Origin of the sequence: Heyndrickxia sp. FSL W8-0496 (assembly GCF_038007825.1) — a bacterium.
In the GTDB taxonomy this organism is placed as follows: domain Bacteria; phylum Bacillota; class Bacilli; order Bacillales; family Bacillaceae_C; genus Heyndrickxia; species Heyndrickxia oleronia.
Window position 1 is genome coordinate 4,823,148 of record NZ_JBBOXX010000001.1, and the last position, 14,396, is coordinate 4,837,543.

Genomic DNA, 14,396 nt, shown 5'->3' on the forward strand with positions numbered 1-14,396 from the left:
AATTTGTTACCTCCATTTTTTAAGTAAATTAAAAGAACCTTTCTCGTTTGCTCCTACAATTGCAGGGGATGGAGAAGGTTCCTTAGTTTGATTATTTGGTTTTAAAATACCATTTAATTCATTAAGGATTTGACGTTTCTGCTCCGCATTTAAAACAGTATCGCTTGGTTCTGGTGATTCTTCAGCTTCTGTACCTTCTACTTTACTAGCAAAGCCAATCTCAACAGCCTTCTTAGCACTGAACCAAGTTTCAGCATCTACCATTTCACGAATTTCCTCACGGCTTAACTTCGCCTTGGTCATGTAAATATCGATGATACCTTCTTCCAGTTCATTGAGTACATCAGCTTCTTTTTTCATTTCAGTTTTAGTTCCCCACACAACAGAAGAAGCTTGGTGGATCATTATCATTGCGCCAAGTCCCATTATTGTTTCATCTGCTGCCGCTGGGAATAAAGATGCTGCTGAGCAAGCCCATCCATCTACATGAACTGTCACTTTACCTTCATGACGTCTTAAACGATTGTAAATAGCTATCCCTGCATACGCGTCTCCACCGGGGCTATTTAAATTAATAACAACATCATTGCTTCCAGCTTCATTTAGAGCATTATCAATATCCGTTGCAGAAAAACTTTCACCCCACCAAGAATAACCAATGACACCGTAAATAGTAATATTGGTAGTTTTGGTCTCTTCATCATGGACAACATTAAATTTTTGAGGAATCTCTTTCAACTGCTCAACATACGACTGGTTTTTAAACATCTTAAAGAAATCTTCTTTTGTCATTCCTCTCATTCACTCTCACCTCCTTCAACAGAATCTGCAGATTGATAGTTTTTCGTTATTACATATTCATCTAGTGATGGATTATCCACTCGTTCATCCCCTAACTTCTCGCGGATTTCATTACCGTTGTAAACCCCGCTTGCTCGCAATTTATCGACGGCGTTAGCAACTTCAAGTGGGTTCAATTCAGCGATACCACGTATTTGAATTTTATCGCCTTTCAAATAGTTCTCTTTATCAATCAACTTAGCATTCAATTCATCACCTATCTTTTTGATCAAAGGACCAATACAGAATTTTATATATGCTTTAATGCTAGTTTCATATTCTGCTAGTTCTCCATGAACTAATGCATTAGGAATCCCAAGAATGTTAGCCACATCATCTACCAATGACCTCTTTAATTTTGTTAGTTCTTCCACAGATTGACCATTGTTTTCTCCGCTATAAACCTCTTCGTAGTTAAAACCTTTTAGCATGGGAACAAGTGCAACAGAATTATTTCTAAACGAATTAAATAGCTTATCAATAAAGTTTTGTAGTTTGGTTCTGTTTTTATCTGTAAGATCTTGAGTGGAGTCCATGCCAACTTTTCCACGAATTTGGTTTTTTCTTAAACTAACTTCTATCATTCGACTAAAAAGGTTTGCAAAATCATCGAACATACCATCCATAAACTTTGATAACTTTTCATTGTTATATGTGAGATAGATTACCTCATCCATATTAAATGAACGTTGGAATGTATAATCCTTAACAGTTACATCTTTGAAAATGTCTGGATAAACTGCATATTCTACACGAGTAAAACTATCAGCGATTAACAGATCATTATTATCAGTAAGAATCACCAAGACTTCATTTTCATGAATCAATTCATAAATGAATTTTTGCCAAAAGTCTGCTGCCGCTTGGTCAGTGTTAGGTCTTACATTCAATAAATAATGCCAATCATTCATTTGCCGTTTACCATTTTTCACGATTCTAAAATCAGACTGACTAATCGTACGGCCAATAAAATTTATACATGTTTCTAAAGCCATTTTTTTCAAATAAGCACGATGAGATGTTTCATAAGTCAGGTCTAAATCAAACATCCATTCAAGCTCACTATTTCGCTTTAATACATCACTTAACCATCCCATTTACATAATCACCCCCTCCCTAAAAGTTCAAAGCATCTAATACATCTAGTGTATCTGTAACATCATAATCCTCTAAATCTCTAGATCCCCACACACCATATAAAAACATCATAAAGCCATCAGTCTTGCGCTTAACTTCTTCCTTCTTACGATAAACTTTATTTCCATTAGGCAGTCGCTTAACAAGTACATTATTTGTATACCAACGCATTAAAGGATTATCTCCGAATACAACTTGCTCATTTTCAAAGGCAATTTCTATTCTTGGAGCTAAAAGACCACTGGCAGCATCGGGATTTCGTATAACTTCAACCTCAAAGCCTGCTGCTTCAAATAATGGTTTTAAAATATCCATTTTAAAGCTATCACCGATTATCTTTTTAATGTTCCATCCCTCCTCACGTCTATTGACAAACCATTTAACAACAAGGTGAGGATCCATTGTTTCAATGTCCAAAACAGACAAAAGACCATCGTTTTCCCATTCGCGTATTGGTGCGAATTTACGATGGTCTTTCTTATTGTTATTTTCGGCTTTTTTCTTGCTATAGGCATAATGCTTATCAGCAAATGGCTTACAAATATATGAATGCGTGAGTTCCTTTGGTACATAGTAATTTTCATTTTTCAAAAATAACAATCCCATTGCAACAAAATCACGAACAGCTGCATAATCTAAACATCCAATACATTCGCGTCTTTTTAATTCGTCTAAATCATAATCCTGATTAGTTGCTTTAATCTTTTCCCAAGAAGTTACACTTTTTTCTAAATCTACTTTTGGTAAATTCATACGTTTTGTAACAAATTCTTCATAACCATCTGGATTATGTTCTAATTTGTTATACTGTTTCATCACAGTTTTTAAAAGTGTCTTTGCATAACTCGTTAGTGGTGGATGAAATTGTGAATTAGCTTTTTGCCACTTTTTAGGATTATGCATTTCTTCTTCATCATCTAAACAGCACATAAATGGAAATAAGCCATCATCACGAATACTCACAGATCCATCCAGTAAATTATCTGCTCGTTCTAATAATTTGTCTAAGAAACCTTCACGAACATAACCATCCGAACCGACATAAAATATTCTTGGATTAGGCACTTTACCAAGTCCAGATGTAAATACATCAACTGTTGATGAGTTTTCATATTGATGTATTTCTTCGAAAATAACGCAACCGTCTCGCAGCCCATCTTTTGTATTTGCATTAGACGTATGATACTGAAACTCTGATTTCGTGATACGTGATTCAATTAAAGCTTTTTTATGGTTAAAGTGTGCTTTTAATCTATCGTCTTTATCAATCGTGTTAAACACTTCTGTAAATGACATCTTGGCTTGTTTTTCACTGTTTGCCACAACTGACACATTATACCTATCTATGCCGTGAAGCTCGCTAATGAAATAATTCGCAAGAGTAGAAATACGTCCGGTTTTTCCGCCACCACGGCCTTCATAGTCTAAATGTTCATCGAATACTAAAGAACCATCTTCGTAATACAAGAAAATGAAACAAGTTTTAAATTTCTGAGTGAGCGTTAAAGGAAAATAATACTTTTCTGTAAAAGCTATATAATTTTCAATTTGCTCACTATCAAAATACATATCATTGGCAGTTAATATGTCACGTTCAATCAATTCAAGCAATTTAATACGTCTCTTATTTAAAATGATTTCGCCATCCCGCCACTGGCGAATATATTCATCGATGTATGGATAACTAATCAAATTAAACTACCACGCTTTGGTTTGCCTTCCACAGTTGATGCAGGGGCAGGAGTTGTTTTTAATTTAAATTTAATTGATTTCTCCAATGCAATTTTTTGAGCGTTGATTTTCATTTTCTCATTCATACTAGGATGACTCTTTATAAATTTTTGCGACCCATTTTCAATGGTGATACTGACTCCATCACGATCAATCACTTTATCGCATTCTAAGTCTAATTCATGTAGGCGAATTAAATCATTTACTTTCTTTACTTCCAGTAAATCTTCAGTATCAATACGTGCTAATAACTGTTTTCTTAATTCATCAAAATTAACTTTTTTCATCTTACCCCTCCCCCCATCACCCCTAATGTGAAGGTCTTATTTTTAATTATTTTCAGAGAGTTGAGTCCCCCTTACCGGTGCCCCTAATGAGCATTTTTGCAAAACCTTTTGACCCGGGGGGTACTACCATTTTTCATCATGCGCCCATTTATTTTCCTTGCGGATAAAACCATTTCTAAAATACCTTCCATGCTTTTTGTTATGACAGTTAACACAAAGTGTCTCCAGGTTATCATCCTCTAACGCAAGCTCTGGATATTCCTCTAACTCTTTGATGTGATCCACAACCAATTGAATCTTCTTACGCTTAGCACGTTTACTGTATTCATTTGTATCTATGGATACTTTCCCTTGTCGTTTACATTCCTGGCATTCATAGTTGTCTCTCGCCTTAATCTCTTTACGCTTATGTTTCCATTCCTTCCCATCGTAGAACTTTCGCTTTTGATCACGTGATTTATATTCAGGCATTACTTATTCACCATTTCTTACTTGGTAAATACCACACATAGACGTAAGCGTGATTCCCTTTGTTTATTACTTGTGTATTTACTATATCACCATGTGTTTCTGGGAATTTTTCAATATACTTCTGCATTTGTCTAGATCCATCTGCATCTAATAAATGGGTAAAGATTTCTAATTGTATGTTAGATGATGGGTAGCAGGTGATGCTTAGTGGATCTAATTCAGGAATATTAGACCTTTTTGATTGAAATAATTTAAATAAACTCACTTCCTTCTCACCCTTCCTCCTATTCTTTTAAACGTGTCACGATTAGTTCCCATGATGTCATGCCAATTAATCTTTTCTTCCTTCATTTTCCCTTTACGCTTCTTCTTAGATGGAGGTTTATTTCTCTTCCCCATTTTCTCCAACTGCTTTCTTTGTTTATGGTTTAAATGATCAGCAAGTTTCATTTAGTTCACCCTCTTTTAGACAAAATAAAAAGCACCCAACAATTTGGATGCTTTAACTATTTTTATTTTCTATTCTTTTTAGAACATCAGCTTTTAAAAACAATCTATCCTTTTCCATTTCTTTTATGGGTACTAATTTCCCATTGTCCACAATTCTTTTTATATTTTGCCTTGTACAACCTAATATTTCCGCAGCTTGCTTTGTGTTGACTACTTGTTCCTGAAGGAAAGCTTTGAGTTCTTCCACACTTTTAAAGTGAAACGATTGTTTGTCATCCATTATTTATCACTCTCCTCTATCCCGAAAACGTTCATACAATGATAAAGATGTTTCAATTATCATTAGTATCATCAAAATAATGAGGACAATACTAAAGATTGTTTTTAATGTTCCGTTAGGGACTTTTTCTTGAAAAAATACAATATACGCTAAAATCAAAAGAACTGTAATACTGTTTGACGTTCTAACCTTTTTCATAATATTGTAAAACAAGTGGCTTCTTGTTATAATTTTATTAAGGAAGAGAAGTTAGGGCTTCTCTCCCTCGCTCAAAATCATTTTCGCTTTCGACGGCGTTTAGGTTTTGGGCTTTTTATTTTTTCTTTTATAACTAGGATTTTTTCGATGATGGTTAGAGATGTAAGTATTATTCCTAGTATGATCGCTGTTTTAGCCACTTGTTTCTCCCTCCCTTCTATATATTAATTATAACACGACCATTTACATATGTAAATGATTTTATGTGAAATTATTGGTTTTTTTGTAAATAAAAAGCACCCATATTGGATGCTTGTTTAATAGTTAATATGACTTTATTTCATTCACTTTCACTAATGCTCGGAGTAAAGACTTTCTTTTTCTTATCTTCAGTCTTATTTTCTTTTAATACTTGGGTTAATATTGAGGATACCAGATTTACAATTCTGTATGATGATAATGTAAAATGGACTATTAACGCTACCAAAGCCGCCAACAGAATATTTGATATCAGCCCATCTAAACCTATAAAAACATTTAAAATCATCGAATAAATAGCTAATAAAAACCCTGAAATTATAGAAGTTTTATTATAACCAATTAGTAATCCCTCTGAATCATTGTTATTTATTCTTTTCATTACAGTAGAATTACCTAAAGAAATGAGAATAGAAATCATTGTAGCCAAAAATGCAATAATTATTGAACTTATTGTTACAGCTGAACTTAGTATCGCCGGAAGATTATTGACATCCTTTAAGTCCCATTTAAAATAAAATACTACAATGAACATTAATAACGCAAAGATATAAGGGTAACTCAATTCCCATTTTCTCATTTGTTAAACTCCCTATTCATAAATGTTATTTATGTCATTCAATCTTACTCTATATAGTTGATGCATTCTGCTGATTACAGTTTCGTGAAGAATATTCCTTGATTCTATATTTATATCCTCATCTGAAAACAAATGATAATCAAATAAACGATTTTTTATTAAATCGACAGTCTCAACCTTTGAATCCTCGTCTGGTTTCATTCTAACCTCAACTTTTTTTACCTTTTCATCATTAGCAAAAGCTTCTAATTCCTCATATATCGGAATTCTGCTTGATTTTTTGGATCCTTTTGGTTCTAATCCAATTTTAAAAATTATATTAACAGATTCATCCATTTCCTCTGTTGATCGAATAACATTTCCAAGTGATCTCTTAGTTCTTTGCGAAGCATTTTTAACATCAGCTATTGCTACTTCTGCTCCTCTTATTAAATGCTCTCTACGTAATAACTCAATCGCTCTTGGATGAACTAATGGTTTAAAGAAAACAGTAAACCCAGGTCTGTTAATCAATGTAGTAAAAAAATCTGAAATAGAAGAAGGTGATAAACTATGTGAATTCCTTCTAATCATTATAGTCATATTTTCTGGATCATATAACGCAGAAACTTCTTCGCCAAATCCTTCTTCATCGGTAAGATCATCAAAAAATCCGAAATCACCATTATCATGTGTTCTCAATGGGAAATTATCTTTTCTTATTCTTAAAAAATGCATTTCCCATTTATTATTATTATACGTAATATTTTGTAGTCTCGCTTGATCATCACCTACACTAAAAACTCTACGGGTTACCTCTATTTCTCTTGATTGACTAATAATTTCACTAATATTACAAAGTCCTTCTTCCATTACATTATCTTCTTCGTTAAAGCTTCTAGCATAAACCTTAAAGTAGTCAAATCTTACTCTCTTTGCCATTCTATCTCCCCCTTTTTGCCTATTATTCGACAAAAAGAAATAATTTCCTTTAATTATTTTTTTATCATCTATTCAGTTGACAAAATCAAGGGATTTGGATGAAAAAGTTGCAAAGAAAAACACCCACTTAAAAAGTGAGTGCTTATTAATAACCTGTTCCACCCGGATCTTTGGAAATTCCAGTAGGTCTACCACCGCCACCAGGATCTTTAGAAGCAAAACCACCTCCGCCTGGATCACACAAACGGCCGCCACCTCCTGGGTCTTTTTGTTTTGGATTATTTCCGATTACACCTGGATCAAACATATTACATACCTCCTTTTCACTTACTTACTCTATTCGACAATATAGTATTAATTCCTTCTACAAAATAAAATGCGGGTAAGGATTTGCACCCTACATACCTGTGGTTATCAGCTATAACTGACGCGTCACTTGGCACATCTTTTGCGTCTACCTTTTCCGCCACCGCATAGAATTAAAAAGACACCCGAATGGATGTCTTAAATATTTATCAGTTATTTACCTGTTTTGATATATCTTAACATTTCTTCACTATCTCTACTGGTCACTTCTTTTAACTTAGACTTATATTCATCGTTGCTGAAATATCCCTTTTCTATCAATAATTCGGATATCGCCCTTGTTCTGGTCCAGTTTTTCATAGCAGTAATTCCAACACCAGCCAAAGTATTCCACTCTTCTTCCTTCTCTTCAAATAACTCAAATGAGAATTTAGCAAGAGTATTTTCTTCTAACTTATCTTGATATGATCTACTGTAATTACGGACTCTTGCTTTGAAATCTAACCCTAACTCATCAATAACAACATTTAATGAGTTGCTACTTAATAGACCAGAATAGAGATGGTATTCATTACTTCCGATGGTTTGGAACTCAACTTTTACATTCTTGTTATCTATATCTAATACATCTACTGAAGCATTAAACACCACATTGTTAATTTCTACTTTCACTTCAACCTCCTCCTTTCATCTACTCAATTCGACAAAAGAAGGTATATTCCTGCTACAATAGTCACATATCATTTCCTTAGTTCTACCATATCTAATTCCTTGATGTAATCTACATTGATAAGATTTTTATTTTCTGTAATTATGAACCTTCCTCCATTGATCTTCACTGGTTGAGCCATTTTCACATTCGTGTCTGTCTCAAACTGCATGTCTTGACCATTTTTGAATAGAACATATACAGAATATCTTTTCAATTACATCTCCTCCTTTTTACCTACATACTTCGATAAAAAACAGGAAAATCCTTCAAATAAATATTAAAGCCATTCCTTACTTCGGTGAATGGCAAACCGTCCTGATCCATTCCTTAGTGGCTAGGATCACCACGCTGAAAGGTAGCAAAGTTACAATGTGGTCATGGCAACTCAGATTGTAACCAGGAATGGAGTAAAAGAAAAAGGAACCAACGATTGCTGGCCCCTTTGATAAATTATCTATGATATAAATTTAACACCTTAAAAACAAAACAACACATTTTATTTTTAAATTATTTTTTTATTTTTTTATTAAGTTTTTTCTATAGTTTTTATTATTCAAACATATGAATTTGGATAGTATAACAAAAAAAAACCACTGTACTAGTGGTTTGCATAAAACAATTATTTATTTTTTATTAATAACAAACTTTGGTTCATAATCACTAATAACTTCAAAAACACCATCATTATATATATATAAATGATGTTCTACATTTGGAATTTCATTACTCCCCAACCATCCTAATTGATCAAACCATTCTATGAGGTCTGAATTAGTCATCTTAAAAAAGCAAGCAGCAGTTTTATCTATATTTGACGCTCGTTTGTATGCTTCCTGTACAGCTGGAGTTAAGTCACTTCTTGGAATCTCCCCAGCATAGCGAAATGACCATACATAATCCTGTATATTAGAAACTTTATCGTAAATGATGTCTACTGAATTCCCTTTAATATCAATTAATCTTATACACAATCCATTTTCATCAGAAAAATTAAAGTTGGCTTCAGTAATATTTCCTTTTACTAAATTTTTAACTGGTTGCCATACATGTAATTTTCTTTGATCCATTCAATCAACTACTTTCCAGATAAAATTAGTCTACTAAAATTTTATTAATAATATCTTATTTTGTCAGTCATTGATCCATTTGGATAACTAAGAGACCACTGATCTGTAGTAGTACTTCGATAAAGAGCAACCGTTTTACCTTCAGAAGTTTTTGTTTTAGTACCATTTGATTTTACTTCTGTTTTACCTGGCATTTGGTTAAAATGTTCAAGTGCCCTACTATAACCACCAGTATTATCATAATTATTTACTCTCCCTGTGGAATTTGTGAACTTTGCTGTTGATCTAATTGCTCCCCAAGTTTGCGTTCCAGAACATTGTATAGATACATCATCTACTACATTATGAATACCGATTGAAGGATCCGCACCTCTTATACCGCAGACAATAGGTGAGGCATTAGCTTCCTTCTGGATAAAAAAATTCGTTGAAATTAAAAGTAATGCAATTAAAACTCCAAAAAATCTTGTAACCTTTTTCATTTTAATCCACCCTTTCATTTTTTGTATTTTCCATCCTTTAAAGGGAATAATATCAAATTAATCCCCGAAAAATAAGTATAAAAGTAAAAATTTTCAAAAATGGTAATTATGTACTATTCAAAAAAAAAAAAAAAAAAGAAAGCTTATGCTTTCTTAATGTTTATTTAAAGTTAACTAACTATTGAATCTTTAATATTGCAATATTTAAATTTAAAGCTAATTTATAAAAAGCTTTCCATCTTATTTTGTCATAGGTTACTGCACTAATAGCAGGCTGAAATTTAAAACAATAAACTTTATAATCAGTTATATATTCACTATCCTCAACCATATAACGCTCTTCAATCAAAAAACGTTCCATTTTAGGTAATCTTCTAACAGCTCTTTCCATGCGTTCACAAAAGTTTTTACGATATTGTTGCTCATCGACATTATAAATAGCAATTGATCCTGTCTGATCACCCGTAAGATTACTTCTCCCACCCCCAATATCATCCATATGAGATGTTGTTGATGCTTCTCTTTCTTCGTAAGTTAAATACTTAAATAAACGGTACCTCTCTAGGTATTCTTCAACTTTTGCTTGTGTCGCTTTTCTATCTAACTCTGGTAATTCAAACCCCATTTTATTCCCCCATTTCTAAGGAACACCCTGAGACTAGCTCAGGGTAATTTATTAATGTGTCACTGTCTCTTCATCATCAATACTTAGTTGACCTTCGGGAACATCAACTTGTCCACCATTATCAACTGTATATTTCACACCTTCATGAGGTTCCTCATAGAACTCTTCAATACTCATTTGAGAAGGTTGTAGAATAAGAGAAACATTCCCACCTGCAAACGGATATAATTGGTTTACTTTCCCGTCTGGATCACGTTTAACATTGAATTTAAGAACTGTTTTCTTATTATCCCTTTGGATGGATACGAATTCAGCCCCTAGCGCTTCGACCTGGCTTTCTTCCACAGTTAGGAGAGTAATTGTTCCCGGCATCTTTAAAAGCTCGTCAGCGTGCGGTAATTCATCACTTACAACATGGAACATTAATACCTCTTTCTTATCATCCTTTTGCATTTTCTTGAATAATACGTTTAATTTTACTGTTGTCATTTGATTGGCTCCTTTTAAGTGAATTTGTTAAACTGATCTATCAATTTGTTCCTAAAACAATATTTGCTGATAAAATCCTATTTCTAAACGTAGGTTTGATTCTATTTCCAAATGTTGTTATATTCTAATAAATAACTTAAGGATGTGTTTATACAATGGATTTTCTTATAAATGTTGCAACCTGGATTGGGATAATCTTTTTGATAATAATAGCTGCAGCAATCAAAACCAGTATTAAAAAGAATGATAAGAAATAAATTATTTGTTCATTCCATTAATGCTTTACCCTTTTTCCAAGCTTAATTGCTAGTATGTTTTGGCTTAATCTTCGTAATTTTGACATTTGTAATTAGTGTCTTCCAGTACCATTGCAATGGGAACATTCCACTTCTGTATCTTGTACTCTTATCGATTTATTTAAGTTAAGTAATTTTGCGTTTTGCATAGCTTTAAGTTTTCCTGATCCCATACAGTAATGACATAAATCTGATAACAAAGGGATTTTTATATTTGGAATCTTCGGCAATAATATTTCCTCCTTTCTATCAAACTTAATTGCTAAAATGTTTCTTTAAACTATTATCTGTAGGCTCTTTATATACATAAGTAAACTGTTCATACGTAACAAATCGAGTATCACATGTTAAACAATGTCTCCATCTTTGAACCATGTTCCCTACTGGCCTAGAGTAACTAACTTTGGTTTTCCCTCCACAAGATGGACATTTCATATCAATATCCCTCGTTTTGTCTTTGATGATTAATTGCATTCTTCTCCATGTAGGCTTGTTCAATTTGTTCCCAAGAAAAACCAAGCATTTCACCTAGACCTAAATACATTCTGACGATATTTTCATACTGTTCTTCAACCTCTGAAGTCGTTCCAATCTCATGATCAAGGCAGCAATCCATAAAATATCCTAGAGTTTCAAATAGATAGTTAAATTGCTTAATAGTATTTTCATATTTTATTGGATCTGTTTTTCTTAAACCTTGATTTACTGGCAATAATTCGTTATACCAACTATAATTTTCAAGTCCAATACTTAAAACAAAATGTAATCCGTCCACATATTCTTCAAGGAGTGGGTTAGTATCGATAGTTAAATATCCGGCACAAGTTTTGCAATAATATTCACTTTGTGCAGGTCTATTGTATGGGGTAAATCCTTTTTCTAAACAATCAGGACAATTGATTCTTATAAATGTTCGTGGCTCCTTGTCCTTACTCCACTTCTTAAAACCTCGCCATTCATTAGCACATTCGCCTATCTCAACTTGTAAAGCGAGTATTTTCCAATCTAAATTATTTTGATCTCTTATTTCTGGATGCTCGTCCATGATGTGATAATCCAATGTTCTCTGTATTTCAAATAAATTTGATAGATTCATTTACCTGTCCCCTCCATAGTTAATAATTCAAGAGCAACCTCTATGAATGTCTTTGGTTCATCAGATCGTAAACCAACTTTTAATAGACTGATAACATATTCTTTTCGTTCCATTTCACATTGAAGATATTTCAAACCATCTGCTAACTCTTCTTGTAGCATTTTCAACCAATCGTATTTATGGGAATGATCTAAAGCTACACCATATTTTTTAACTCCGAAATCATCTTGCTGATACATGACTTCTTTTAATATTTCTAATGATTTATCAGAAACAGCATGCTTTGATAAATCCAATAATGTTTGTTCCATAAAATCAACCTTTCAATTTGTTTTTGCTTTTATGTAGATTCATGATGTTTTTATTAAAAAATCCCTGTTTTTAGATAATGTTTAGCCTGGTAATAAAAATGATGGTATATCCAGTTGCCACTATATTTTTGGTCTAAATACACAATTTCAAAATTGTATTTTGCTTTGAATGTATTTAACCTTCCAAGCAATGCTAATGGATTGTACTTAGAACGATACTCACCCTTGAGCATTTTTTCATAACCGTTGAGATCTTCCACAATCAAAGTAAATGGAATGTCCTTTGCACGGATTAATTCATTTTCAAATGCCGTTGCCGTATCTTTTTGTAAGTTACCTGTTATTTCATCCATGTGTGCTTTTCGTTCAACTCGACTATCCAAATAGATATCCCTTGCTATTCCTAATTCTTCATTTTTAGGGATCATACAACCATAATCACCGGTATCTAATTTTTGAATTTTTATTGGTATATCTTTTTGACGTAAATAATTTAGAATGTGTCCATTTACATTTTCTCGAGTATCTATCACAATCGTGAGTGTTTTGAGTATTTTATTTAATTCTGCATCTGTGTAATGAAAATGAATCATTCAGATTCCTCCAATAAAGAAGGGTTTTCGTAAATGTTACCGATAACTTCCGACCAATTTGCAAAAGTAACTAAACTTCTAAAAACTGGATCACCAGATAAAGCATCAATTCCTTCAGTTACAAAACAGCCATTATCAAAGAAAACTTTTAGTAAAGTGCCCCTGCCATTTCGAACAATATCCCCTTCATATATCTCCTTACCGTTTTTGTCTTTAAGGCCTGTGTATTGTCCTATTGATTTAGGATCAACTCGATAATCCCCACTATAGGTGTATAAAACCCAATCGGAATCACGTCCTACTTCTTTAACATAATGTTCCGCAAGCTTTATCTCATAAACACCGAAACCTTCAACCCATTGGCTATTCACCATTTCTTCTACTGCATAACCACGAAATTTAATTTCCCTCATTTCTCATACTCCCTTCTTTGCAAAATTAACAGCACGTACATATAATTCGTGAGCCATTTTATTTGATTCATCATTCTCAAATTGACGATAATCTTCGTAAATATCATTCCAACCGTTCTTAGCAAGTACTACCATCCAATCATCAAATAGAATTAGAGAATCATTTTCTTCACAAAACCATTTTTCTATGTGCTCATTGTGCTGCCATCCGCACATATGATGAACCATTTTCCTAAGTGTGAGTTTCTCTCCATTTGCACTTTTCCAAGACTTAAACCATTCATCGATTTTTTGAAAATTATGTTCTGCTGATTCCATTACTGGCTTAGGAATTAAATTTTGATTTTTTATCGCAATCCGATCATCTTCTTTATCGATATAGATATCTGCACCTGATTTCCAAATTTGGCTGAGTATCATTAATACTTGCATTTTTTTAAGTACCATCCCCAATAATATTTTCTATCTCCGTGTTCTCCCTTAACGATTCCTAACATTTCTAGTTGGGAATAAAAGCTTCTGTTACTGATATTCATAACGAAACCATTGTGTTTGCAAAATAATAAAAATCTCTCGTAAACTTCTTTTGAATGTATTTTTATGAAAGATTCAGTTTTTATTAAATTTTCATCAATGAATTCTTCAAACATAAAATCACTCCTATTCAGTTACTGAATCAAGCGAAATTATCGAACGAGTTACTGAAATATTTGTTCAGTAACTCACTTCAACCCTAGAGCCCCAACGGGTTGCGAGTTTTCGTTATTTAAGTTACTGGTATTTAGGTATTACCACTCCTAATATACTTATATATTTATTTGTTTTTTTACTTATATAAAATCCCAATAACAAA

The 14,396-nt window shown here is 33.0% G+C and carries 25 protein-coding genes; all 25 read right to left on the minus strand.

The features are described 5' to 3' along the window. Positions 1 to 6: 6 nt before the first annotated feature. The gene (locus NST63_RS24390) at positions 7 to 792 is read right to left on the minus strand and encodes a head maturation protease, ClpP-related (RefSeq protein WP_440706546.1); all 786 of its coding nucleotides are present in this window, start codon (positions 790 to 792) and stop codon (positions 7 to 9) included. A 5-nt stretch (positions 793 to 797) separates the two neighbouring features. After that, positions 798 to 1,937, minus strand: coding sequence for a phage portal protein (locus NST63_RS24395; protein ID WP_251345410.1), 1,140 nt, complete (start codon positions 1,935 to 1,937; stop codon positions 798 to 800). A gap of 19 nt (positions 1,938 to 1,956) precedes the next feature. Further along, positions 1,957 to 3,669, minus strand: a complete 1,713-nt coding sequence (locus NST63_RS24400) for a terminase TerL endonuclease subunit (protein WP_341043961.1) — start codon at positions 3,667 to 3,669, stop codon at positions 1,957 to 1,959. Continuing rightward, positions 3,666 to 3,995, minus strand: a complete 330-nt coding sequence (locus NST63_RS24405) for a terminase (RefSeq protein WP_341043962.1) — start codon at positions 3,993 to 3,995, stop codon at positions 3,666 to 3,668. Before NST63_RS24405 ends, NST63_RS24400 begins: the two co-directional genes overlap by 4 nt. A gap of 123 nt (positions 3,996 to 4,118) precedes the next feature. Continuing rightward, positions 4,119 to 4,466, minus strand: coding sequence for an HNH endonuclease (locus NST63_RS24410; RefSeq protein ID WP_341043963.1), 348 nt, complete (start codon positions 4,464 to 4,466; stop codon positions 4,119 to 4,121). A gap of 7 nt (positions 4,467 to 4,473) precedes the next feature. Continuing rightward, a complete protein-coding gene (locus NST63_RS24415) occupies positions 4,474 to 4,731 on the minus strand; it encodes a hypothetical protein (protein ID WP_251345414.1) in 258 nt (85 codons plus the stop codon). After that, entirely contained in the window at positions 4,728 to 4,916 is a 189-nt protein-coding gene (locus tag NST63_RS24420) for a hypothetical protein (RefSeq protein ID WP_251345415.1), read from the minus strand. Before NST63_RS24420 ends, NST63_RS24415 begins: the two co-directional genes overlap by 4 nt. A 52-nt stretch (positions 4,917 to 4,968) precedes the next feature. Continuing rightward, complete coding sequence (locus NST63_RS24425; protein ID WP_251345416.1) at positions 4,969 to 5,196, minus strand: helix-turn-helix domain-containing protein; 228 nt, start codon at positions 5,194 to 5,196, stop codon at positions 4,969 to 4,971. Between the two features lie 538 nt (positions 5,197 to 5,734). Continuing rightward, a complete protein-coding gene (locus NST63_RS24430) occupies positions 5,735 to 6,232 on the minus strand; it encodes a hypothetical protein (protein WP_251345417.1) in 498 nt (165 codons plus the stop codon). 12 nt (positions 6,233 to 6,244) lie between these two features. Beyond that, the gene (locus NST63_RS24435; RefSeq protein ID WP_251345418.1) at positions 6,245 to 7,153 is read right to left on the minus strand and encodes a DUF6731 family protein; all 909 of its coding nucleotides are present in this window, start codon (positions 7,151 to 7,153) and stop codon (positions 6,245 to 6,247) included. 145 nt (positions 7,154 to 7,298) lie between these two features. Continuing rightward, a complete protein-coding gene (locus NST63_RS24440; RefSeq protein ID WP_251345419.1) occupies positions 7,299 to 7,460 on the minus strand; it encodes a hypothetical protein in 162 nt (53 codons plus the stop codon). A 212-nt stretch (positions 7,461 to 7,672) separates the two neighbouring features. Beyond that, positions 7,673 to 8,131 carry a DUF3219 family protein gene (locus NST63_RS24445; RefSeq protein WP_251345420.1) on the minus strand — a complete coding sequence of 153 codons (459 nt, stop codon included), beginning with the start codon at positions 8,129 to 8,131 and terminating at the stop codon, positions 7,673 to 7,675. A 68-nt stretch (positions 8,132 to 8,199) separates the two neighbouring features. Continuing rightward, positions 8,200 to 8,385: a hypothetical protein gene (locus NST63_RS24450; RefSeq protein ID WP_251345421.1), complete on the minus strand. Its 186-nt coding sequence runs from the start codon at positions 8,383 to 8,385 to the stop codon at positions 8,200 to 8,202. Between the two features lie 409 nt (positions 8,386 to 8,794). Beyond that, entirely contained in the window at positions 8,795 to 9,238 is a 444-nt protein-coding gene (locus tag NST63_RS24455; RefSeq protein ID WP_180212428.1) for a hypothetical protein, read from the minus strand. Positions 9,239 to 9,282: 44 nt separating this feature from the next. Beyond that, positions 9,283 to 9,720 (minus strand): hypothetical protein, encoded by a 438-nt coding sequence (locus NST63_RS24460; RefSeq protein WP_180212427.1) that lies wholly within the window; start codon positions 9,718 to 9,720, stop codon positions 9,283 to 9,285. 178 nt (positions 9,721 to 9,898) lie between these two features. Then, positions 9,899 to 10,345: an ArpU family phage packaging/lysis transcriptional regulator gene (locus NST63_RS24465; RefSeq protein WP_180212426.1), complete on the minus strand. Its 447-nt coding sequence runs from the start codon at positions 10,343 to 10,345 to the stop codon at positions 9,899 to 9,901. Positions 10,346 to 10,396: 51 nt separating this feature from the next. Continuing rightward, positions 10,397 to 10,834 (minus strand): hypothetical protein, encoded by a 438-nt coding sequence (locus tag NST63_RS24470; RefSeq protein ID WP_341043965.1) that lies wholly within the window; start codon positions 10,832 to 10,834, stop codon positions 10,397 to 10,399. Positions 10,835 to 11,183: 349 nt separating this feature from the next. Then, positions 11,184 to 11,360, minus strand: coding sequence for a hypothetical protein (locus NST63_RS24475; protein ID WP_341043966.1), 177 nt, complete (start codon positions 11,358 to 11,360; stop codon positions 11,184 to 11,186). Positions 11,361 to 11,385: 25 nt separating this feature from the next. Next, positions 11,386 to 11,604, minus strand: a complete 219-nt coding sequence (locus NST63_RS27850) for an NrdR family transcriptional regulator (protein WP_445663900.1) — start codon at positions 11,602 to 11,604, stop codon at positions 11,386 to 11,388. Continuing rightward, on the minus strand, positions 11,567 to 12,226 hold the full coding sequence (locus NST63_RS24480) for a dUTP diphosphatase (RefSeq protein ID WP_341043967.1): 660 nt from the start codon (positions 12,224 to 12,226) through the stop codon (positions 11,567 to 11,569). Before NST63_RS24480 ends, NST63_RS27850 begins: the two co-directional genes overlap by 38 nt. Beyond that, the gene (locus NST63_RS24485) at positions 12,223 to 12,537 is read right to left on the minus strand and encodes a hypothetical protein (protein WP_341043968.1); all 315 of its coding nucleotides are present in this window, start codon (positions 12,535 to 12,537) and stop codon (positions 12,223 to 12,225) included. Before NST63_RS24485 ends, NST63_RS24480 begins: the two co-directional genes overlap by 4 nt. 53 nt (positions 12,538 to 12,590) lie before the next feature. Then, positions 12,591 to 13,130, minus strand: coding sequence for an ERCC4 domain-containing protein (locus NST63_RS24490; RefSeq protein ID WP_341043969.1), 540 nt, complete (start codon positions 13,128 to 13,130; stop codon positions 12,591 to 12,593). After that, complete coding sequence (locus NST63_RS24495; protein ID WP_341043970.1) at positions 13,127 to 13,543, minus strand: YopX family protein; 417 nt, start codon at positions 13,541 to 13,543, stop codon at positions 13,127 to 13,129. The genes NST63_RS24490 and NST63_RS24495 overlap by 4 nt, the downstream gene beginning before the upstream one ends. A 3-nt stretch (positions 13,544 to 13,546) precedes the next feature. Next, entirely contained in the window at positions 13,547 to 13,975 is a 429-nt protein-coding gene (locus tag NST63_RS24500) for a hypothetical protein (RefSeq protein ID WP_341043971.1), read from the minus strand. Then, the gene (locus NST63_RS24505) at positions 13,963 to 14,193 is read right to left on the minus strand and encodes a hypothetical protein (protein WP_341043972.1); all 231 of its coding nucleotides are present in this window, start codon (positions 14,191 to 14,193) and stop codon (positions 13,963 to 13,965) included. Before NST63_RS24505 ends, NST63_RS24500 begins: the two co-directional genes overlap by 13 nt. Positions 14,194 to 14,396: the final 203 nt, after the last annotated feature.